Origin of the sequence: Providencia sp. wls1943 (assembly GCF_009706275.1) — a bacterium.
GTDB classification, from domain to species: Bacteria; Pseudomonadota; Gammaproteobacteria; order Enterobacterales; family Enterobacteriaceae; genus Providencia; species Providencia zhijiangensis.
Window position 1 is genome coordinate 356,028 of the sequence record NZ_WLTU01000017.1, and the last position, 22,873, is coordinate 378,900.

Consider the following 22,873-nt stretch of genomic DNA (forward strand, 5'->3'; position numbering starts at 1 on the left):
AGACAGTCAATTCACATCTCTATGCTGATAAACTGGAAAATTCACGTATCTATCTGGTGGAAGAAAAAACCATAAATGCGGATAACGGGTTTATTGGAGGAATGGTTAACAAGATGTGATTGAGCTGATGCGAGAAGGTAATTTGGTCAATAATAAGTGTGGCTTGCCTCACGCCCGAGCCATAAGCTAATGAGAAATGGGAAGATAAGAATATAAGTAGAAAGGGAATTACTGTGTTTTACGAGGCACTCCGCGTGATAGCACTGATTGCCAGGCAGTAAAATCATATCAACGTGTTAGTTAACGTTGCCCAGTAAACCAATAGGAATGAATGTGTGGATAAGCCCCCAAGCAGTATGGACTATCAATCAAGCCCACGCGCTTATTTAGGCGTACAGATAAACAAAGGGGAATTAATTGAACTCAAGAGTAGCGCTTTATCATTGAGTTTTTGGGCATTGATAAATAAGCCGTCATGACTATCTGACATTTCCCGCATAAAATAATCAAAAATCACATTAGGGGATTCATCAATCGAGGAAGCACTGGCTTCCCACTGGCTAATATTATAGTGCTGTTCCGTTGGCGAAATACGTTTGCTGGTGTATTTGAATTTGACATATCGTTGTAAATAAAGCCATCCGGCGCTGGAGGTGGTATATCCTTCGACAACAATAGAGCCTTCGCCTTTCGCCCCAAAATTAAAGTGAATATTACCGTTAACGTTTTCATCTTTCATATTCTCAAAACGCATAATCCCCTTGGTTGAACACGCCATTTGACCGGAATTTTTATTGGTCAATACAACTGACTGTGTATAAATCACAACACACGCAAAGATCAGCGCACTCACGAGACATAATAGCTTTCCCGATATTTTCATTGTGGCTTCCAAGAATAATAAAAATAATTATCACAATAACTAAATGGGTTGGATTCATTAGCAGCGCAATGGGCGAGAAAGACGCGTCCCAAACCATTTTTTTGTAATTTATCCCCATAAAAGAAGACAAAACGCTCTTTATCATTACACGCCAAATTTAAGTTTTTCCTAACTTTATCAAAGTTTTGGACATAGTTATCAGCCACAAAAGCGTTAATCATTTTTTCATTAGATAACACATCGCAGCTGGTATGTTCTAGCGTTGGCAAAACCATTGGTGCGGAGGGCTGAGATGAGAAATAGCTCATCGCTGCCAATAAAATGGAGCAACATAAAAAAGCCGCACTCGCGAGATACCAGCAAATTTCACGTTTCTGTTTTGGTAATGAATGCGGTAATTTTTCAGAAGGAGATTCGGTAGGTTTAGTCTCTAAAGAAGGTGCTAGAACCACTTCGGCTTTTTGTATCTCACTTAAACTGTTTAATAAGCGAGTGGTATTGAGCGTCTCTTCATCGAGTAATTCCAATAAAATCTCAGAATTAAACTCTAAACGCCCACGTGCAACGGTGACAATAATATTTTCAATACCGTATTGTCGAAATGTTTTCCTTAGCAGGCTGAGATACTGATTTAAATTACTGTTTGATGAAACCAAACCATTATCATCCCAAACCGCCTTAAGTACTTCATCACGAGAAACTACGCCTTTTTTTTGAATCAAATAGAATAAGAGTGCATTGGCCGTAATAGACAACTGAGTATCCACCTCATCTTTTTTTAAAGATAAAGTGCCATCAACAGCATCATAAATAATGAAGGCATTGATTTTATATTTCATTATCGCCTCATTGTATGTTTAGACGTATTTTCCCTTGGAAAACTAACCCATTTTTTCAAACGAAATTTGTGTTAATCGCTGAATGATGGCATTACGCTCTTGGCTCGATAATGTAGGACCTTCCGTTAACGCAGATAACCACAGTCCATCAGCGGCATAGCGCACTAAAGCCCCCAAATAGCCATTATCAAATGCATCACCTTGGGCTAGATGCCCCAACATCCAATCACGCCAGCATTTACGCAAAACAGGCTCTGTGGGCATAGCCAATGATAAAAGTGCGAGCTGAAAACTTTCATCGGAGTCTTTAAGCTCGCCAACGTAGTGCAAATAGGCGCGAGAAAATCGCCCATAAGGATCAGAATCATTCGCCATAATGGCGGCAATACGCACGTCCATGATGTCTAATAGCTGGATAAACAATGCATGAATAAGTTCTTGTTTACTGGGGAAATGGTGCATTAGTCCCCCTTTGCTCACCCCCGCTTCTCTGGCAACAGCATTCAGCGAAAGCGCCGCAATACCTTCCCGACCAGCGATTATCCTAGCTGCCTTTAGCAACTCTTCTTGTCGTTTGATTGGATCTTTTTTTCTTGGATGCGCGAGTGTGTTCATGGAGATGAATAATACCGACCAGTCGGTATGTTCTATTTTGACTCGTATCAATGAAGAGAATATTGAGAGGAATTAAATACGAATAGTGTAATTGACGTCACAGTATTCTTTTTTAGCCCCCCTAAATCACAAAGTTAATTTGAAAATATAAACAAATAACGCAATGAATTTCCTGCAATTTACAATTGGAAAAAATTAAATTTAACTTAATTTATTTTTAATGAATTTTATTATGCTAAATTATTAAAGACATTCCTATTCCAAAGAAAATATGCGAATTCGTTGTATTTTCACAACATAAGAAGAGGTTTTTATTATGTCCAATCAGTATAATATTGGTGTGGTTGTGGGTAGTTTACGTGCTGACTCTTATAATCTCAAAGTCGCTAAAGCCATCACTAAATTATTCCCATCGAATTTTACCTTCAAATTTATCAGCATTGCTGATTTACCTCTCTATAACCAAGAAGCCGACCAAAATGTTCCCGCGGTAGTCGCTAATTTTAAGAGCCAAATCAAAGCGTCAGACGGTATTATCTTCGCAACACCGGAATATAACCGCTCAATGCCAGGTGTATTAAAAAATGCGATTGACCAAGGTTCACGTCCTTGGGGAGATAACTCATGGGATGGTATTCCTGCGGGCGTATTAGGGGTTTCGATTGGTAATATTAGTACGGCGATTGCCCAACAACATTTACGCAATAGCCTCGCGTTCCTCAATATGCCGACGATGAATCAACCTGAGTGTTATTTAAAATGGTATGACGGCATGGTGGATGAGCAAGACACTATTTCCCCAAAAAGTAAGGATTTCTTGCAGCCTTGGGCAGATAGCTTTGCCAAATTTGTTATCCATAATCGCGCGCGTTAATCACTGATTTTGTATGTAAAAAAGGCATCACCAAGGTGATGCCTTATATAATAATCGTCAAATAGAATCGATATTAACGCCCTGCTTTCAGCTTTTGGAAATATTCTTCATACAGAATATTGGTATTCCCCACATCGCTTTGCCATTCCCCTTTTTTCAATACCTCTTCTGATGGGTATAGAGATGGGTCATTCGCAATCTCAGCGGGTAATAATTTTTTCGCTTCTAAGTTTGGTGTCGGATAACCGATAGACTCCGCCACTTGCGCCGCAATTTCTGGGCGTAATAAGAAATCAATAAGCTTGTGCGCCCCTTCCACGTTCTTCGCATTGGCAGGGATAGCTAAGCTGTCCATCCAGAAAATACCGCCCTCTTTTGGCCATACAACTTCAATCGGTAAGCCCGCTTGTCTTGCCACAAATGCCGAGCCGTTCCACAGCATACCGACATCCACTTCGCCTTCAATATACGGGGTTGCAGGGTTGTCTGAGTTAAAGGCCAGAATATTTGGACGCAATTTTTGCAGTTCGTTATAGGCTTCTTCAATCTGCTTTGGATCCGTGGTGTTACCAGAATAACCCAGCTTTGTTAGCGCCACTTGGAACACTTCTCGGGCATCATCCATCATCAGTAAGCTGTTTTTGTATTCCGGCTTCCAAAAATCTGCCCATGAAGTGACGGACTTAGGATCAACCGCGTCACCATTAATTCCAATCCCTGTTGCGCCCCAAATATAAGGCACTGAATAGTCGTTATTAGGGTCGAATTCTTTATGGATAAGGTTTGGATCGAGGTTTTTAAAGTTAGGCAGTTTTGTCTTATCAATCTTTTGCAGCATGCCCTCTTTGCTCATTTTGTCGATAAAATAAGTCGATGGCACCACTAAATCGTAAGCCCCTTCTTTATAGGTTTTCAATTTAGTGTACATGCTTTCATTGGATTCATAGGTGGAGTAAATCACCTTGATCCCAGTCTCTTTAGTAAATTGCTCTAATAAACCGGGGGGAACATATTCTGTCCAGTTATAGAAATACAGTACGTTTTTGTTATCGTCAGCGGCAGTTGCCGTGCCAATGCTTGCAGCCATTAAACCTGCGGCTAGCAGATAGGACCATTTTTTCATCACTGATTTTCCCTCAACAAAGTGCTTTTTATCTATCTTCATAGGCCCAGTTAAAGCCTACCCTCTCGCCTGATGGCATGGAAAGATGGGGTGCCCAAATGACACCCACCAAGTACAACTTAACGTTTTGATGACTTCGCGACGGCATTTTTACCGTGTTTATCGCGCATAACCCACTGGCTTAAACAGACCAAAACCAGCGACATCAGCAACAAGACCGTTGCCAGTGCATTCACTTCTGGGGAGACCCCTACTTTTACCATTGAGTAGATTTTCAATGGTAAAATTTCATAGCTTGGTCCCGTCACAAAGGAAGAAACCACCACATCATCCATTGATAAGGTAAAACTCAGCAGCCACCCTGCGACAATCGCAGGCAGCGCTAATGGCAGAATGATTTTCCGTAAAATGGTAAATTCCCCCGCCCCGAGATCCCGCGCCGCTTCCAACATTTTCACATCAAAATCTTTCAGTCTCGCGTAGACTGTCACCACCACAAAAGGCAGGCAGAAGGTGATATGTGAAAATAACAGCGACCAGAAACCTAATGAGACGCCAAGGATCATAAACAGGACTAGCAATGAAATCGCCATGACAATATCGGGGGACATCATCACCACAAACAGCATTCCACCGACAAATGGCTTGCCTCTAAAGCGATAACGAAAGAGAGCAACGGCGGTTAATGTGCCGACAATTGTCGCAAACGTCGCTGAAAGTACCGCCATGGTCAATGAATGCCCTGCAGCTTCAAGCAGGCTGTCATTATTGCTCAGTAACTCATACCATTTGGTCGAAAAACCTTGCCACTGAATACCAAAACGCGATTCATTGAATGAGTTCACAATCAAGATAATGATTGGAATATAAAGATACGCGTAGATGGTGGTCATAAAACCACCACGCAAAATACGTCCTATCATTCTTCATACGCCTTTTTATTCAAAAGCTTAGCAGCTCGGTAGTACACATACAGCAGCAGCCCCATCATCACCGTGAGAAAAATACTGGTTGCAGCCCCAAACGGCCAATCGCGAATATTCAAGAACTGGCTCTTAATGACGTTACCAATCAGCAGGTTTTTCGCCCCGCCCATTAAATCCGCCACGTAGAACAGCCCCATTGCTGGCAGCAACACTAATAAGCAGCCCGCAATAATTCCCGGCATGGTCAGTGGAATAATAATCTTCACAAAAGTTTGGCATTTATTGGCGCCCAAGTCCCGCGCCGCTTCTAAGTAGGATTTATCCAGCTTTTCAATACTGGAATAGAGCGGCATCACCATAAATGGCAATAAGATATAGATTAAGCCCAATACCACCGCTTCTGGGGTATACATCAATTTCAGCGGCTTATCGATAATGCCAATCCACAGCAAAAAGTCATTCAAATACCCTTTGGTACTTAAGAACACTTTTAAGCCATAAATACGGATCAATGAGTTGGTCCAAAATGGCACAATCAGCAGAAATAGCATCAGCGGTTGGATGCGCTTAGGCAACTTCGCCAAAATAAATGCAAAGGGGTAGCCGATCACAAGGCAGAAGAAAGTGGCGATTAACGCCATATTCAACGAATGCAGCATCACTTGGGCATACATCGGGTCTGACAGACGGATGTAGTTGTCCCAAGTAAACACCAGATCCACCAGATTCGTATCACTGCGCGTGAAGAAACTGGTGCCAATGATCATTAAGTTTGGCAGAAAGACGAAGAGTAACAGCCAAGCGACGACGCCCGTGATAATCACATTCTGCAAGATTTTATGCTTACGAATGATCATCCAGAACTACCTCCCAGCTTTCAACCCAAGTCACAGCAACTTTTTGGTTAAGGGAGTGGTCGACATCAGGGTCATCTTCGTTAAAGAACTCGCTGACCATAATAATTTTGCCATCTTCCATCTCAACCACTGAGTCTAACGTCATACCTTTATAGTTACGTTCTCGCACGTAACCAATCAGCCCTGGGTGATTATCGGCGTCATTGACTTCTTCAACGCGTAAATCTTCAGGACGCAATAAGACGTTTAAATGCTGACCTTCTGTGACCGGTAAATCGGTGAAAATATCACATTCATGCCCTTCAACGTTGGCACGAATACGTTGTTCATCAATACGATGCAACACTTTTGCATCAAAAATATTGATTTCACCGATAAATTGAGCAACAAACAGGTTTTTCGGCTCTTCGTAAATTTCACGCGGCGTTCCATCTTGCTCAATTTTCCCTTCACGCATCACAATGATACGGTCAGACATGGCCAGTGCTTCTTCTTGGTCATGAGTCACAAAAATAAACGTAATCCCTAGCTTGCGCTGTAAGGCTTTCAGCTCATTTTGCATCTGTTTACGCAGCTTATAATCCAGCGCAGATAAAGACTCATCCAATAACAGAACCTTGGGACGATTGACAACCGCACGCGCAATTGCCACACGTTGTTGTTGACCACCCGAAAGCTGGTTCGGCATACGCTCTGCAAAATCCGCCAATTGCACCATGTGCAAGGCTTGCTCCACCCGTTTTTGAATGTCCGCTTTGGGTGTTTTTTGCATGCGCAAACCAAATGCTACATTTTCAAATACGGTCATGTGTGGGAATAATGCATAGCTTTGGAAAACAGTATTCACGAAACGTTGTTCCGCAGGAATATCTGTAATGTCCTGACCATCAAGAATAATTTGACCGTCATCCACATCTTCTAATCCAGCAATCAGACGTAAAACCGTCGTTTTACCGCAACCAGAAGGCCCTAAAATGGTGAGAAACTCTCCATTTTGGATAGTGAGGTCAAGCTCAGAAATAATTTGTTTGCCATCAAAACCTTTATTTAAAGATTTTAATTCGACGAGTGGTGTGAGAGAAGTTGTCTCAGTCATTTATAATACACTCTATCCCTAGGAATAATGCAGATAGAACCGCCACCGTTAAAGACTGTTAAGCCCCCAGGAGAACCCCAGCAAAGCCCAAAACCAGTAGCGCCATTTTTAATAAAACAATAAGGCCAGCATAATAAACACTGTTAATGAAAATTGAAAGCCATTTTCAACACTTTGTTTGCCTTTCACTATGAATTTAAAACAAATAAAAGTGATTTATGATAAAAATAAGTGACATAGCCATATTTTTCATAGCTTTGTGCTTATCTATCATTTTTCATTATAGAACCAGAAATAAAAGAAACATTAAAAGAACATTAAATTCAATATGTTAAATAAAAAATCAAACTAAACTATCGATTAAGATAACTTGCTCAAGTAATAATAAAAACCCATTTTCCTTTTATTTTCACTCTGTCTTTTATTTATTATCTCCAGAATGCTAACCAACCATAAATGATTAATTAATCCGCTAATCTATTAGAGCATTTATGGAAAAATTGAATGCATAAAATCTAAATTAACTGCCCCTCGATAACATGAATAACAAATAGTTAAACCCAATACCCATAATTAATTTATGTGATTAGCTTCATACTTTGAATTTGAATATTAGTTTCTTGGCAAAGTTTAACCAAAGTCATATTTTCTTTTACATCCCTTTGAATATAATGGGTAATTATTCTAATTACATTCAGACTATTATCCCTATAAACGATTATCCCGCCTGACAAAACAAGCGGCATTTAGAACAAAAAGCCTATAAATAATTTATTTCTTATATTTTCCGTTAAAATTAATATGTGAGTGAGCAAAATGGCTAATAAAGAGTTTTTTTACCAAGAACCTTATCCGTTATCTGAGGATAAAACCGAATATTACCAAGTCTCTGATAAATATGTTTCTGTAGAGCAATTTGCTGGGAAGCAAATGCTAAAAATTGAGCCAGAGGCTTTAACCTTTCTTGCTGAACATGCAATTTATGAATCCCAGTTCTTTTTAAGACCAGCCCACCAAAAACAAGTCGCCGCGATTTTGCACGATCCAGAGGCCAGTGAAAACGACAAGTATGTCGCACTGCAATTACTGCGTAACGCCGAGATTTCTGCAAAAGGTGTTCTGCCAAACTGTCAGGATACGGGAACCGTTGCCGTCGTCGGGAAAAAAGGCCAACAAGTTTGGACTGGCTGTGATGACGAAGAATACCTCTCTCGAGGCATTTATAACGTTTTCCAACACGAAAACCTGCGTTTTTCGCAAAATGCCCCGCTGGATATGTTCAATGAAGTCAATACTGGCACCAACTTGCCCGCGCAATTTGATATTTTTGCCACCACAGGTGATGAATACCATTTCTTGTTTGTTAACAAAGGCGGCGGCTCTGCAAATAAATCCGCCCTTTATCAAGAAACTAAAGCAACGCTGACCCCAGCTAAGTTGAAAAACTTCTTAGTTGAGAAAATGAGAAACTTAGGGACAACTGCTTGCCCACCGTATCATATCGCATTCGTTATCGGCGGTACTTCCGCAGAAACCACGCTGAAAACAGCCAAACTGGCTTCGGCAAAATACTATGATAACCTGCCAACGACAGGTAATGAGTATGGCCGTGCATTCCGTGATATTGAGCTAGAAAATGAGTTATTAGAAGCGTCACGCCATCTCGGCTTTGGTGCGCAATTTGGCGGTAAATACTTTGCCCATGATGTGCGTGTTATTCGCTTGCCTCGCCATGGAGCTTCTTGCCCGATCGGTTTAGCTATCTCTTGCTCTGCCGACCGCAATATCAAAGCAAAGATCACCAAAGACGGCCTGTGGCTGGAGAAAATGGAGCATAACCCAGCGCAATATATCCCTGAATCGATGCGACATCAGGCAGAAGGAACCGTGGTTCATATCGACCTCAACCGCCCAATGAAAGATATTTTGGCCGAGTTGAGTAAACACCCTGTATCGACCCGTGTATCCCTCAGTGGTCCACTGATCATCGCTCGCGATATCGCCCATACCAAGCTCAAAGAGCGCTTAGATAATGGTGAAGAGCTACCACAGTACTTTAAAGATCATATGGTCTATTACGCAGGCCCTGCGAAAAAACCTGAAGATATGGTATCGGGTTCTTTGGGCCCAACAACGGGTAACCGTATGGATCCATATGTTGATCTGTTCCAATCTCATGGCGGAAGCATGTTAATGCTGGCAAAAGGTAACCGTACCCAAGCCGTGACTGACGCCTGTAAAAAACATGGCGGTTTTTACCTTGGTAGCATTGGCGGCTCCGCGGCGATTTTGGCGCAAGAATTCGTGAAAAGCTTAAATTGCCTCGAATACCCAGAGTTAGGTATGGAAGCGGTCTGGAAAATGGAAGTGGAAGGGTTGCCAGCCTTTATTCTGGTGGATGATAAAGGCAATAACTTCTTTGATATTGTGCAGAATGACACCTGCAAGAAATGCGTTAAATAAATAGAAAAACAGGGTGAGCCATTTTTATTTGACTCACCCTGATTTATTTATCTACCGCTATGTTCAGTTTTCTATTTATCAACTTTTTATTTATCAACTTTTTATTTATCAACTTTTTATTTATCAACAACAACGTTCTTATTCACTACATCCTGCTCGCTATTGCCGACCATCAACGCAAATTTGCTAATCGGGTCAGTACTGTAGGCATACAGGCGTTTTAATGCGTATGGATTATCACCGAGCTTCACTTTTCCTTGGATGGTGGACACCGCAATATGTAAGCCCGCTTCTTTTGCCGCATCAATCGCCGTTTGGTTATAAGCGCCAAATGGGTAAGCCAAATAACGCTGGTCTCTTTCGAATTTCGCCAACACTTTCATTGAACGTTTAAAATCCAGCATGATGGTATGCTCTTTACGGCTAAAGATAATCGGGTTATTACGGTTATCTAAGCGATGTAAAAAATGCGTATGAGATTGAATGTTGAAAACATCTTGGCTCTCTTTAATTTCCTGCTTACTCATAAATTGCAGAGAATCCGGATCCCATTTTTGTGGCTGAGTTTTGATACGCGAAGAGATGACAAACAGCGTCGCCTGTTGCTGGTTATCTCTTAAAATAGGCAATGCATAGCGATAAACGGATTTTAGTCCGTCATCAAACGTGAGTACCACAGCACGCCCTGGTAAATTCGCACTCTTATTTAAATAACCTTCCACATCTTCGAGTGATAATGTTTGATACCCCATCTCTTTGAGGTAATTCATTTGCTCACGAAAAGCATCAACCGAGGTTGTCGTCGAAGTATGACGAAAGTTTTTATTTTCACCGTCATCGAGAATATGGTGATAAGTAAAAATAGGAATGCCTTTATCAATCGCCACATCATCTAAGCGAACATAGCCCAGACGATCCCCGAGGCGAATGGTTAACCATGAAGTTTTGTCCCCATCTTCATCCGTTTTGATCATCCGAGCCAACACTGGATAGCGTAAATTTTCCCATAAAGAGGCGATTTGCCGCGAATCTTCATCAGTTGCACTGAATACAGGCGTTTTTTGGCTTGTAATCAAATAGTCATAGACTGGGTTTTTAAGATCATTTAAACGGTCATCTTCAGGGAGATTTCGAGGCTTCTTTTTGGATATCTGAGTGCTTTTAACATAAGCGAAATCATTACCAAACTGTAAGGCATTATAGTCACCATTTGGACTATAGGCGTAAAAACCATTGTCTGGATTGATCTCTCCAACAATACGCATTTGACCGCCTACAATGGCAAAGATGTTTTCTGGTGCTTTTGTCTGAATCAATTTAGGAGGTACATCCACCAGCTCCCAATTATCAAGATTGATCGCTTTTGAACCACTGATAATTAAATTATTATTTTTTATATCCGCAGCATGTGAAACAGAAAAAAGATTAACGAAAAAGGTCAAAAATAGAAAAAGTACTCGATTAGACATGTCCTTTCCACTCAGTATCACCAATACACCGCGCCAGTTTAAACCGACTTACAATTTAACCCTATACCCTGATAAAAATATTTTTGCATGGCAAAGCCACGATAATATTTCCGTGGCTGTTGTTATAGATAATTTGTTATAGATAATTTGTTATAGATAATTTGTTATAGGTAATTTGTTATGGATAATTGTGTATGGCATTCAATGGATACTGAGCGAGTTAAAACCTTTCAATTAAATGAAAAATAAATTTATCAACTTACTAACAACAAAATGAATAGTCTTAAAATAGCGTATTTAAAAAGAAATAAACTCTACTTTTGTCCGTAATACGCATTTTTCCCATGTTTACGTAAATAATGTTTATCCAGCAATTCTTGCTGCATATCGTCAATTTGTGGCGTCAACTGGCGCGTGAATAAATTCATATACGCAATCTCTTCCAGCACTACTGCATTGTGTACCGCATTATGAGCGTCTTTACCCCAAGCGAAAGGGCCGTGGCTATGAACTAATACCGCAGGAATATCCTTTGCAGAAATTCCGAGCTGCTTAAATGTCTCAATAATCACATGCCCAGTTTCTCTCTCATATTCACCGGCAATCTCACCTTCTGTCATTTTACGGGTACAAGGTATTTCACCATAAAAATAGTCGGCATGTGTGGTGCCTAATGCGCTTAGCGGTAAGCCAGCTTGTGCCCAAATGGTGGCATGGCGCGAATGGGTATGTACGATACCCCCAATCTCGGGAAAGGCTTGATATAACGCTAAGTGGGTGTCAGTGTCTGAAGAAGGCTTATATTTTCCTTCGACGACTTCACCGGTGGTTAATGAAACGACCACCATGTCATCCGCTTTCATGGTTTCATAATCCACCCCGGAAGGTTTAATCACCATCAAACCGGCGTCTCGGTCTACTCCACTTACGTTACCCCACGTAAACGTCACTAGCTTATGTTTTGGTAATTCAAGATTCGCCTCAAATACTTGCTGTTTTAATGTTTCCAGCATGATGACCTCCCTAGGTGTAAAAAGATGGCGTGAATACGAAATGAAAATAGCGAGTCATATCAACGACAAGGCTCTCTTTTATTCTCTATTTACTGTCGATGAATAGACGTTGTTCTGATTATTAAGGTAAACAGATTTAGCTGAATAAAAAAGCCTGACACTTTACAAACCATTAACAAATCAACATAAATCAGATGAATTCGGTCATAATCAGTCAAAATAAAACAAAAATAACGCCGATAAATATGCCCGAATATGATTAAGTTGATTAATGATACGTCTGGTTTCTGACTATATACCGCCATATTTAGTGATCTAATTAACGATAAAAATGAAAACATAAATATATATTTCATATAAACGTGACGAATAACTCTATAAATAGCTTTGTTTGTTTCTATCCGTTATTACATGAGTCGAGTCACGACAAAAAAAATCCATCACTGGCAGACTATTTATCGTGGAAAGAATGTTTATCGTGGACATAATATTTATCGCGGACAACGTAGATTCGTGGACGGAATAGGAGTTTTAAGATGCTACAAGCTGAACGCCACAGATTAATTTGCTCCCATGTTTCTCAACATGGCTCAGCGTTAGTGCGCGATTTAGCCCAGCTTTGTCACGTTTCTCAAGAAACTATTCGCCGAGATTTAACGGTATTAGAACGTGAAAAACGTTTAATCCGCAGCTTTGGCGGTGCGGTTGCCACTGAGCACGATGAAAACCCAGTACTGAATGTGATGCCCTCTTCGGTCAAACTCAGTCAAATGGTGGATGGTGCAGAATCCTTTCGTAAAAGAACGGAAGAGAACCCAGATGCAAAAATGAAAATCGCCAAAGCGGCGTTGAAATTTATTCAGCCGGGTGACTGCATCATGATGGATAACAGCAGCACATGCTGGTTTCTGGCGAGACAAATACCCGATATCGATATTACGGTGGTCACCAACTCCGTCAAAATCATTCAAGCATTAGCATGCCGAGATCGCGTTCGCGTCATTGGCATTGGTGGAGAATATTCAGAACGCCATGATGATTTTCATGGTCCCATTTCTGAAAGTATCATCCGTAGCTTTCAAATTAAAACGTTATTTTTATCATGCCAAGGATTCAATATTGAAACTGGCGTTCGAGATGGCAGTGAAGTTAATGCCAAATTAAAAAATATTATGATTCAGGTGTCTGAGAATTGTGTGTTATTAGCGGATAATAATAAATTAGACCAATATGCTTTTAGCCAAGTTTGTACCTTAAATGATATTAACGTGTTAATTACCAATAAACTTAATGATAAAAATTTCAAACAAGTATTTCCAAAGTTAAACATTATTGAATGTGATAAATAGTATTCAGTGTGATAAAGAGTATTTATATCGATGATAGTCGCAGCGTAACTAAGTGAGTAAATTAAGCAATTTGTTTTTATTTTAAATAACCGAATTACACCAGGCAGCCAAGAATCGGCTTCACGTATTGGTATTCGTGTTTGGGCTATCTACCTGTTCGCTTACGGCTATCTCGGTGCCATGGCGGCAATCGGCGGTATGTTGCAGACCTATCGAATGAGTGAAGTGGTGCCTAGCGCTCTAGTTGGTGGTGAGCTCGATGTTCTCGCGGCTGCAGTCTTAGGTGGTGCCAGCTTATCCGGTGGGCGCGGTAGCGTTATCGGCACACTGATGGGCGTTTTCCTTATCGGTATCTTGAAAAACGGTCTGAACTTAATCGGGGTTTCCAACTACTTCGTCAATATCGTCATCGGTATGGTCATTCTTATCGCGATTTGTATTACTCACTACAAAAAGCGTAAAGAAACGGACGTAGGCTTTGTTTAACAGGAATATCACCATGAAAAAACAAGATTTTTTTAAAATTGATGGCTCTGTTATCGGACTGCTTTCAATCTTTTTGGTCGCCATTGCGGCTTTCAGTATCGCCATGCCAGGGCACTTTTTTACCCAAAATACCTTTTTAAGTATTACGTTTCAGTTACCGGAGCTGGGTCTTCTGACCTTCGCCATGTTTGTTCCGATGTTAAGTGGCGGATTAAACCTCGCCATCATCAGTACCGCTAACTTAACCGGCCTATTTATGGCTTGGGTATTTATCAATTACTTACCTGTTGATGCCGGAACGGGCACGCAGCTAATGTGGTTGGTCTTTGCGTTAATCGGTGCCACTGTTATCGCCGTTATTATTGGCTGCTTAACGGGGCTGATGATTTCCCATATTGGTGCTCACCCGATTCTAGTTACCCTCGGTTCCATGACCATTATCAGCGGTATTGGCGTTTACCTCACCAAAGGCGCCGCGCTCAGTGGGATGCCGCCAGTGGTTCGCGCCATTGGCTCTGACACCGTTTTCGGTATGCCAATTGCCATGATTATCTTTATTGTGACCGCAATTATTTTGGCACTGTTTTTAGGTCGCACCCGCCTTGGCAAAAATATCTATATGAGCGGCAGCAACATCAATGCGACATGGTTTAGCGGCGTGCGTACCGACCGTGTGATGATCGCGATTTACACCATTTCCAGTCTGCTGTGTGTGTTGGCAGGGCTGATCATGATGGCGCGTTTTAACTCAGCACGCATGGGATACGGGGATTCTTACTTACTACTGACCATTTTAGCCATCGTATTGGGAGGCACAAACCCATTCGGCGGTGTCGGTAAAGTCAGCCGCGTCTTCTGCGCCTTGCTGGTTCTGCAAGTCATCGCAACTGGACTTAGCTTGTTGGGCGTCAGTCTCCACTTCAACCTCGCGGTTTGGGGAATTACGTTGATCCTTGCTCTGGCCTTCAAATTCTTTAAAGAAAAGTGGAGCGCTAAGCGTGCAATGACACGCAATCAACGCCTCAATAAAGCATCCGTACAAAATTAACTTACAGGGAATTAAAGATGACTATTTCACGAAAAAACCCGATTGGTATCTATGAAAAAGCCCTTCCAAAGCACAGTAGCTGGAGCGAAAAATTAGCTATTGCAAAGGCGGCGGGATTTGATTTTGTCGAGATGTCGGTTGATGAAACGGACGAGCGTTTAGCCCGTTTAGATTGGAGTTTGGAACAACGCTTAGAGTTAGTAACAGCCATCCAAAAAACCCAGGTACGCATTCCAACGATGTGCCTATCAGGTCACCGCCGTTTTCCATTTGGTAGCCATGATGAAGATACCCGTCAAAAAGCCCGTGAACTCATGACAAAAGCCATCAAATTGGCTCAAGATCTGGGTATTCGTACCATTCAATTGGCTGGCTATGATGTGTATTACGAAGAGCAAGATGAAGGCACCATTGCCCGCTTTGAAGAAGGCATGAAATGGGTCGCTGAAATTGCCGCCGCATCTCAGGTGATGTGCGCCGTCGAAATCATGGATACGCCATTTATGAATTCGATCACTAAATGGCAGGCTCTTGCCGATAAAATTCGCTCACCGTGGTTCCAAGTTTATCCTGATGTCGGTAACTTAACCGCTTGGGGTAGTGATGTGGCTGCCGAGTTAACCAAAGGCATCGAAAATATTGTTGCCCTGCATCTGAAAGATACCTACGCCGTAACAGACAGTTGCAAAGGTCAATTCCGTGATGTGCCATTTGGCGAAGGTTGTGTGGATTTCGTGGCACTATTCAAGCAGCTTAAGCAGCTAAATTATCGCGGTACTTTCTTAATTGAAATGTGGACAGAAAAAGCCGATGAACCGCTGATTGAAATCATCAAGGCTCGCCATTGGATTGAAGATAAAATGCAGCAAGCGGGTTGGGAAAACTAAGGAGCCGACAATGAGCACATTTTTCATGGGTGTCGACCTTGGGGGCACCGTGATCAAAGCTGGGATCTACAGCCCTGATGGCCAAGAGCTAGTGGTTGCTGAGCACCCTTTTCCCACTGAAAGCCCGCAAGCTGGGTTTAGCGAACGTAATATGGAAACCCTGTGGCAAGTCACCTGCAGCGTGATCCGTGAAGCCATCGCCAAAAGCCAGCTGTCTGCATCACAAATCGCGGGGGTCAGCTTTTCCTCTCACGGCAAAGGGCTATATTTACTGGATAAACACGGAAAACCTGTCAGAAACGGCATTGTTTCTTCGGATTCCCGCGCACAAGCGATTGTCACCCAATGGCACCAAAATGGTACCGCAGAACAAGCCTATCCCCTGAGCTTGCAGCAACTTTGGGCATCCCACCCCGTTGCCCTGCTAAATTGGTTAAAACAATATGAGCCAGACAGCTATCGCGATGGTCGCTATGTTTTGATGGTTCACGACTATATTCGTTATCGATTAACTGACCAGCTCACTTGCGAAGAGACCAATATTTCTGGCAGCCAACTCTATAACCCAACCACGTCCAGCTATGATCCTAAACTCTGTGAATTGTTTGGTATTGAAGAGGCTAACGACAAACTCGCCCCCGTGATTAACTCCGCACAGTCAGCGGGCTGCGTCACGACTCATGCCGCAAAAGAGTGCGGTCTTAAAGAAGGTACACCAGTATTTGGCGGGTTCTTCGATGTGGTGGGAGCAGCGTTATCATCGGGGGTCAGCCAAAAAGATAAGCTCAGTGCCGTCGCTGGAACCTGGACTATCTCCACGCGTGTTTTTGATAAAATCATGCCTGCCGATTACCCTTATGTGTGGGGAAAATACTGTATTCCGGGCACCTATTTTGTTCATGAAGGCAGCCCAACCTCAGCCAGTAACCTCGCTTGGTTCACACGACACTTTTTCGACCAACGCTTGCAAGATTACAAAGTACTCAATGCTTGTGTTGCCGAAGGGGCAACACGGCAAAACGATATTCTATTTTTCCCTTGGTTATATGGTTCTAACTACCACAGTAACCTGCATGGCGGGCTACTCGGGTTAAGCTCCCATCATACTGAAGGGGATATTGCCTACGCCATTTATCAGGGAATTGTATTTTCTCATTTGCTGCATCAAGACCGTATTGTGGGCATCGATGACTGCACTCAAGCTATCCGCTTTACCGGTGGCCCCACCAATTCAGCGTTGTGGATGCAGATGTTCTGTGATGCCAGTAATTTGCCTCTTGAAGTGGTAGATGTTCAGCAGTCAGGCTGCCAAGCCGCTGCGCTGTGCGCCGCAGTCGGCTCTGGGTATTATTCCGGATTTGATACCGCGATTGCATCCAGCACACCAAAAATCACTGCGTATCAGCCAAACCAAGCGGCTCACTTACAGTTACGGGATAAGTTTGCCCGCTTTAAAGCGGTAGCAGATGCATTGAGCCAATAACGTCAAAAATACCTCCTAAAATTCGTCACATTACGATGGAAGGAGGTATTTTTACCTACCATCCCCCTCTAATGACACGTCCTCTTATATATATTTTTTCGTGACTCAAAATTTCATTTACTAATTTAACATTTCATTAACCATCCCTTTTTAGCTTAAAAACCAATCAAATGTTAAATACTAAAATAAATGAAATTTTTCCAAATTAATTAATTTGAACAAATTATCAGCAAGATAAAAAATAAATTTGCTCTTAATGTGAAAAATGAAAATGCAAAAAATCAGCATAAATAAAAGCATTACATTTAGTGATGTTAATAACTGCATTTAAATATGAGCCATTAACAACCGAATACTCTCAAGAAGAGTGTGGGATGTATTTAGATTAAGGGTTGGAAGCAAAAAAATCACCAAATAAATAATTAACCTATTATGTTAAGAAAATCACAGTAAAAATAAAAAATCATATTTTTCATGTTGATACAAATAAAAAACTGCATAGAACAGAAAATAATCATCTATAACACCCTCAGTAAATATACGGTACGACTAAACGGAAATTAATTGAATGTAAATCCATCAAGTGATTATAAAATAGCTAAAAATTTAACTTGATCTTTATTTTTTTAAGATAAAAAACGAAATCAAACTTAATCTAAATTCAGCATAATCAACTGATATTAATTATTTAGCCTTCCTTCAATTTAACCACTAAAATATTTACCTTATCTGAAATTTAGATATTTACACCTGTACACTTTTTCTGACATTAACAATTAAAATTATCAATTTCTGCTATTGATAAAATAATCCAAATTGCGACAAACCCCCAACAACACTGACCAGATCAAATAACCCGCTCAAACTTTTCACTCAATTTTATTAACAAATACTTTCGATACTTAACAATTTAAAAATATATGATAAGATCATCATCTCAATTTGAAATTATTTACTATATAAAAAACAAGATTGTTATTGAGGTTATAGATGAAAATCTCGAGAAGAAAACTATTATTAGGGGTTGGTGCTGCTGGTGTTATTGCTGGGGGCGCAGCTGTTGTCCCTATGATCCGCAGAGAAGGTCGTTTTGAAGCGACGCCATCACGCGTACCTGCAGTCGCGGGTACCGAAGGTAAATTACCCGCATCTGCTGATGCGGTCGTTATCGGTGCTGGTCTGCAAGGCATCATGACTGCGATTAACCTGAAAGAGCGCGGCTTAAACGTTGTTATCTGTGAAAAAGGCGTTGTTGGCGGCGAGCAATCTGGTCGCGCATACAGCCAGATCATCAGCTATAAAACCTCCCCAGCTATTTTCCCATTACACCACTACGGAAAAATTCAATGGCTCGGCATGAACGAAAAAATCGGTGCTGATACTAGCTACCGCGTTCAAGGCCGTGTTGAAGTTCCTTCAAGCGAAGAAGATCTGGAAGTTGCAAGAGCGTGGATCAAATCTGCGTCTGAAAACCCAGGTTTCGATACCCCGCTGAGAACCCGTATGATCGAAGGTCAAGAACTGGCTAATCGTCTGGTGGATGCTCAAACTCCATGGAAAATTGGTGGTTTTGAAGAGGATTCTGGTAGCCTTGACCCAGAAACTGTTACCCCAGCAATGGCTAACTACGCAAAATCAATTGGTATTCCAATCTACCTGAATTGCGCAGTGCGTGGTTTAGAAACCGCTGGCGGTAAAATTTCTGACGTTGTGACTGAAAAAGGTGCAATCAAAACCTCTCAAGTCGTTCTGACGGGTGGTATTTGGTCACGTCTGTTCATGGGTAACTTAGGTGTTGATGTCCCTACTCTGAACGTTTACCTGTCTCAACAGCGTATTACTGGCGTTCCAGGCGCACCAAAAGGTAACGTTCACCTGCCAAACGGTATCCACTTCCGTGAACAAGCCGACGGTACTTACGCGGTTGCACCACGTATCTTCACCAGCTCTATCGTGAAAGACAGCTTCCTGTTAGGACCACGCTTCCTGCACGTATTAAGTGGCGGTGAATTACCATTAGAATTCTCTATCGGTAAAGACCTGTTCAACTCATTCACTATGGCAACTTCTTGGAACTTAGACGAGAAAACGCCATTCGAAGAGTTCCGTACAGCAACTAACACACCAAACAACGACCACTTAGATGGTGTTCTTGAGCGTCTGAGAAAAGAATTCCCAGTATTTAAAGAATCTAAAGTTGTTGAACGTTGGGGCGGTACCGTTTCTCCAACTGATGACGAGATTCCAATTATTTCTAAAGTTGAACAGTACCCAGGTCTGGTTATCAATACCGCGACTGGTTGGGGTATGACTGAAAGCCCGGCGGCTGGTCGATTAACTGCTGAATTGTTAATGGACGAGAAGACATTTATCGATCCAACGCCTTATAAACTGTCTCGTTTTAACTAATTAAAGCGAAACACAATTAGATGGAACCTATCGAGCACCTTACGGTCTTAATAGGTTCCTACTTTCATATATAAAGGAGTTATTATGCGCTACAAAACTTTACTGCTTTCCTTACCTTTAGTTTTAGGTGTAGCAACTGCAAACGCAGCAGACGATGTGAAACGTGTTCCAGTTAAAGGTTTCCCAATCGCTGAATCAGTAGAAATCAGCGCGAACAACAGCCTCATCTTCCTGAGCGGGAAAGTTCCTTCTAAAATCTCTAAAGATGCTCCAGAAGGCGTTTTAGAGTCTTACGGTAACACTGAAGTACAAACAATCAACGTTCTGAAACAAATTCAAGCGACTCTGGGTGAAATGGGTCTGACTATGAATGACGTTGTTAAAATGCAAGTTTTCTTAGTTGGTGGTGATGAAACTAAAGGCACTATGGACTTCGCTGGCTTCATGGCTGGCTACAACAAGTTCTATGAAACTGAAAAAGTGACCAATCTGCCAGCTCGTTCTACCTTCCAAGTCGCTAAACTGGCTAACCCAGCTTGGAGAGTGGAAATTGAAGTAACAGCGGTTCGCCCAGCAGCTAAAAAATAATTTTTAACTGACAACGAACGCCTAAAACGGCCGACTATTTATTTCCGCTTTGGCTTGGAAGTAAACATTAGCGGCCGTTTTGTTTTCCTGCTATTTGCCGCCCTTCTCTTTTATTGCCATCCACATTACTATTGTTCTTCCTTGATAAATACTTGCATTGTATTCACCTCATATTTGAATACGCTGAAACACCGGTAGGAAGGCTATGATTAAAGAATCTCTCAAGATCCACGGTAAAAAGCAGTTTGAAATCAAACAGCAAGTCTTTTTTCCTCGGAAATCAAAAGAGATCCGCTACCAAGTTGAAACCTTCTTTTTTCTTCCTGCATCGATGCAAGTTAACCCGGATCTCTACACCCCTTCAAATCTTCAGCGCAGCTTGAAAAACTATATTCGGCTGCGAGCGCCTACTGTGCAGCTCACTTCTATTCCTGCAGAAGGTGGGCTAGTCGATGAATTAAAAAGTTGGTTGGAACGGCTAGATCCTGAATTACCACCAACATTAGATGAATATGAAAACCATCTAAAACGTTTTGCACTCACCTTTAAGCGCAGCGTGCGGCTAACCCTGAAGATGGTCGCCCAAAACGCTCAACGGCAAACTGAAGAGTATATAACAGGGATGTTGGCAGACATTGAGCATGGGCTCAAACGCTATCGAGAACTCAGCGCCTATGCTGCCCCTATTGAGAGTGTGATTCAATCCAACGCTTTCGCCTATTGCGATGAGTTTATGTCCCATTACACCCTGTTTTACTTACAGGATTTATTAAAAGACAAACAGCTTCCTCTGCGCGATGAAATTCGCCATCTGTGGTATCAAGAAATGCGTTACTTGAAAAAGCTAGCACCAGATAGCTTTCCACATGATGAAAACGATGCGGAAATGGTCACTTACCGCCGCAATTTGCTGAAAAAATATATTAATCGCTACCTCTACTTAGAGATCCGCCACAAACGAGGTCTACCGTTACTTTTGCACTCCATTTATGGGATTGCAGCTGCAATTTCGATGATTTTCGCCACATTTATCGCCTTTATGTGGCAAGGTAAATACGGTGCGCTCAGCGCCAATTTATTCTTAGCGATGGTGATTGGTTATATCTTTAAAGATCGTTTAAAAGAGATTGGACGAGAACAGCTATACCGTCTGTTTCAACGTTGGATCCCCGACCGCCAATTGCGTATTTATCGGGAAGGGGTCAAAGAGCCGGTTGGGGTTTGTAAGGAGTCATTCCGCTTTCTGAAAGAAAGCACCCTATCCCCTGATATTCATGAAATGCGACAAAAATCCCACTGGGTAAATTTGGTCAATGTACAGCGCGTGGAAGATATTCTGTATTATCGCAAGGATGTCACCTTGCACAGCCATTCTGCGGCCTTTATGCAGACTCAATCGTCTATTGTGGATATTACGCGGATTAATATTTCAGACTTTTTGAAATATCTCGATATTAGCTATGAAGAGTTGATGGTTAATGATGATGAACCCGTCATCATCGGCGAAAAGGTTTATCATATTTACCTTTGCCGCCGCGTCATCATGAATAAGAAAGCCTACAATGAATTAGCGCGTTTAGTGGTAAATGCAGATGGCATCAAACGCTTGGAAATTCTTCAGCCACTTGATGAATTAGACAGCGACGAAGATATTACTATTCCGCCACAATAAAACACCGCTCCAATATCGCCTATTGGAGCGGATATCACTAGTAATACAGTGCGATACGTTGCCCATCCAGCTCTTTGACTTCAAGCGGCGTATCAAAAATTTCCTCTAAAATCTCGGACTTCATGATCTCTTGAGGCTCGCCGTGGTAAGACAAACGTCCATTTCTCAGCGCCACAATATAGTCTGAATACACAGAAGCAAAGTTAATATCGTGGATCACCAGAATGATGGTTTTACCCAGCTCATCCGCCGCACGGCGCAGTAATTTCATCATGATCACCGCGTGCTTCATGTCCAAGTTATTCAATGGTTCATCCAGCAGCACATATTCGGTATCTTGGCACAGCACCATCGCCACATACGCGCGCTGGCGCTGGCCACCTGAAAGCTCATCAAGATAACGATGACGAAATTCAGTTAAGTTCAAAAATGCCAGAGACTCATCGATTTTCTGTTTGTCATCCAGTGTTAAGCGCCCTTTGGTATAAGGATAACGCCCGAAACCAACCAGCTCTTCCACCGTTAAGCGGCTAGCAAATTGGTTTTCTTGGCGAAGTACCGATAAGCAGGTAGCGAGTTGGTCGCTTGGTGTGGTCGAGACATCCAAGTTATTCACTTTGACATAACCGTGATCAGCCGATAGTAAGCGACCAATAATCGACAACAGCGTTGATTTCCCTGCACCATTTGGACCGATGATTGAAGTGACACCGCTATTTTTAATATTGGTTGTAACGTTATCTAAGACCTTAGTATCTTGATAACTTTTCGATATCTGATGAATTTCAATCAT

The 22,873-nt window shown here is 41.9% G+C and carries 19 protein-coding genes and 1 pseudogene; 10 read left to right on the forward strand and 10 right to left on the reverse strand.

Annotated elements, in window-relative coordinates; genetic code table 11:
- Positions 1 to 382 precede the first annotated feature (382 nt).
- Genes GKR48_RS09155 through GKR48_RS09165 form a run of 3 tightly spaced genes read right to left on the reverse strand, consistent with a single transcriptional unit; the run spans position 383 to position 2,337 of the window.
- The gene (locus tag GKR48_RS09155) at positions 383 to 883 is read right to left on the reverse strand and encodes a FidL-like protein (RefSeq protein ID WP_154627854.1); all 501 of its coding nucleotides are present in this window, start codon (positions 881 to 883) and stop codon (positions 383 to 385) included.
- On the reverse strand, positions 880 to 1,722 hold the full coding sequence (locus GKR48_RS09160) for a transcriptional regulator (protein ID WP_154627855.1): 843 nt from the start codon (positions 1,720 to 1,722) through the stop codon (positions 880 to 882). The genes GKR48_RS09155 and GKR48_RS09160 overlap by 4 nt, the downstream gene beginning before the upstream one ends.
- A gap of 42 nt (positions 1,723 to 1,764) precedes the next feature.
- Positions 1,765 to 2,337: a TetR/AcrR family transcriptional regulator gene (locus GKR48_RS09165; protein WP_154627856.1), complete on the reverse strand. Its 573-nt coding sequence runs from the start codon at positions 2,335 to 2,337 to the stop codon at positions 1,765 to 1,767.
- Between the two features lie 316 nt (positions 2,338 to 2,653).
- On the opposite strand from GKR48_RS09165, the gene GKR48_RS09170 reads away from it, so the two are divergent.
- Positions 2,654 to 3,211 carry an NADPH-dependent FMN reductase gene (locus tag GKR48_RS09170; RefSeq protein ID WP_154627857.1) on the forward strand — a complete coding sequence of 186 codons (558 nt, stop codon included), beginning with the start codon at positions 2,654 to 2,656 and terminating at the stop codon, positions 3,209 to 3,211.
- 73 nt (positions 3,212 to 3,284) lie between these two features.
- On the opposite strand, the gene potD is transcribed toward GKR48_RS09170, so the two are convergent.
- The 4 genes from potD to potA all read right to left on the reverse strand — a co-directional run bounded on the left by potD (position 3,285) and on the right by potA (position 7,213).
- Positions 3,285 to 4,334 carry a spermidine/putrescine ABC transporter substrate-binding protein PotD gene (potD, locus tag GKR48_RS09175; protein WP_154627858.1) on the reverse strand — a complete coding sequence of 350 codons (1,050 nt, stop codon included), beginning with the start codon at positions 4,332 to 4,334 and terminating at the stop codon, positions 3,285 to 3,287.
- A 119-nt stretch (positions 4,335 to 4,453) separates the two neighbouring features.
- A complete protein-coding gene (gene potC / locus GKR48_RS09180) occupies positions 4,454 to 5,257 on the reverse strand; it encodes a spermidine/putrescine ABC transporter permease PotC (protein WP_154627859.1) in 804 nt (267 codons plus the stop codon).
- Positions 5,254 to 6,117 carry a spermidine/putrescine ABC transporter permease PotB gene (gene potB / locus GKR48_RS09185; protein WP_036949234.1) on the reverse strand — a complete coding sequence of 288 codons (864 nt, stop codon included), beginning with the start codon at positions 6,115 to 6,117 and terminating at the stop codon, positions 5,254 to 5,256. Before potB ends, potC begins: the two co-directional genes overlap by 4 nt.
- Positions 6,104 to 7,213 (reverse strand): spermidine/putrescine ABC transporter ATP-binding protein PotA, encoded by a 1,110-nt coding sequence (potA, locus tag GKR48_RS09190; RefSeq protein ID WP_154627860.1) that lies wholly within the window; start codon positions 7,211 to 7,213, stop codon positions 6,104 to 6,106. The genes potB and potA overlap by 14 nt, the downstream gene beginning before the upstream one ends.
- An 816-nt stretch (positions 7,214 to 8,029) precedes the next feature.
- On the opposite strand from potA, the gene GKR48_RS09195 reads away from it, so the two are divergent.
- Positions 8,030 to 9,676, forward strand: a complete 1,647-nt coding sequence (locus tag GKR48_RS09195; protein ID WP_154627861.1) for a fumarate hydratase — start codon at positions 8,030 to 8,032, stop codon at positions 9,674 to 9,676.
- Positions 9,677 to 9,792: 116 nt separating this feature from the next.
- On the opposite strand, the gene GKR48_RS09200 is transcribed toward GKR48_RS09195, so the two are convergent.
- Together GKR48_RS09200 and araD are read right to left on the reverse strand one after the other, a co-directional pair.
- Positions 9,793 to 11,145 (reverse strand): polysaccharide deacetylase family protein, encoded by a 1,353-nt coding sequence (locus GKR48_RS09200; RefSeq protein ID WP_154627862.1) that lies wholly within the window; start codon positions 11,143 to 11,145, stop codon positions 9,793 to 9,795.
- A 314-nt stretch (positions 11,146 to 11,459) separates the two neighbouring features.
- Complete coding sequence (gene araD / locus GKR48_RS09205; protein ID WP_154627863.1) at positions 11,460 to 12,158, reverse strand: L-ribulose-5-phosphate 4-epimerase; 699 nt, start codon at positions 12,156 to 12,158, stop codon at positions 11,460 to 11,462.
- A gap of 536 nt (positions 12,159 to 12,694) precedes the next feature.
- On the opposite strand from araD, the gene GKR48_RS09210 reads away from it, so the two are divergent.
- The 8 genes and pseudogenes from GKR48_RS09210 to GKR48_RS09245 all read left to right on the forward strand — a co-directional run bounded on the left by GKR48_RS09210 (position 12,695) and on the right by GKR48_RS09245 (position 22,080).
- Positions 12,695 to 13,507, forward strand: a complete 813-nt coding sequence (locus tag GKR48_RS09210; protein WP_154627864.1) for a DeoR/GlpR family DNA-binding transcription regulator — start codon at positions 12,695 to 12,697, stop codon at positions 13,505 to 13,507.
- A 102-nt stretch (positions 13,508 to 13,609) separates the two neighbouring features.
- Positions 13,610 to 13,993, forward strand: a pseudogene (locus GKR48_RS09215) (ABC transporter permease); the annotation flags it as partial.
- Between the two features lie 13 nt (positions 13,994 to 14,006).
- Complete coding sequence (locus tag GKR48_RS09220) at positions 14,007 to 15,041, forward strand: ABC transporter permease (RefSeq protein WP_036949222.1); 1,035 nt, start codon at positions 14,007 to 14,009, stop codon at positions 15,039 to 15,041.
- A gap of 17 nt (positions 15,042 to 15,058) precedes the next feature.
- Positions 15,059 to 15,928 (forward strand): L-ribulose-5-phosphate 3-epimerase, encoded by an 870-nt coding sequence (locus GKR48_RS09225; protein WP_154603180.1) that lies wholly within the window; start codon positions 15,059 to 15,061, stop codon positions 15,926 to 15,928.
- A 10-nt stretch (positions 15,929 to 15,938) separates the two neighbouring features.
- A complete protein-coding gene (locus GKR48_RS09230; RefSeq protein WP_154627865.1) occupies positions 15,939 to 17,411 on the forward strand; it encodes an FGGY-family carbohydrate kinase in 1,473 nt (490 codons plus the stop codon).
- Positions 17,412 to 18,401: 990 nt separating this feature from the next.
- Positions 18,402 to 19,820 carry an NAD(P)/FAD-dependent oxidoreductase gene (locus tag GKR48_RS09235; protein ID WP_154627866.1) on the forward strand — a complete coding sequence of 473 codons (1,419 nt, stop codon included), beginning with the start codon at positions 18,402 to 18,404 and terminating at the stop codon, positions 19,818 to 19,820.
- 84 nt (positions 19,821 to 19,904) lie between these two features.
- Positions 19,905 to 20,408, forward strand: coding sequence for a RidA family protein (locus GKR48_RS09240; protein ID WP_036949217.1), 504 nt, complete (start codon positions 19,905 to 19,907; stop codon positions 20,406 to 20,408).
- Between the two features lie 205 nt (positions 20,409 to 20,613).
- Complete coding sequence (locus GKR48_RS09245; RefSeq protein WP_154627867.1) at positions 20,614 to 22,080, forward strand: hypothetical protein; 1,467 nt, start codon at positions 20,614 to 20,616, stop codon at positions 22,078 to 22,080.
- Between the two features lie 37 nt (positions 22,081 to 22,117).
- Here the strand turns inward: GKR48_RS09245 and GKR48_RS09250 are convergent, their stop codons facing one another.
- Positions 22,118 to 22,873: an iron ABC transporter ATP-binding protein gene (locus GKR48_RS09250; RefSeq protein ID WP_154627868.1), complete on the reverse strand. Its 756-nt coding sequence runs from the start codon at positions 22,871 to 22,873 to the stop codon at positions 22,118 to 22,120.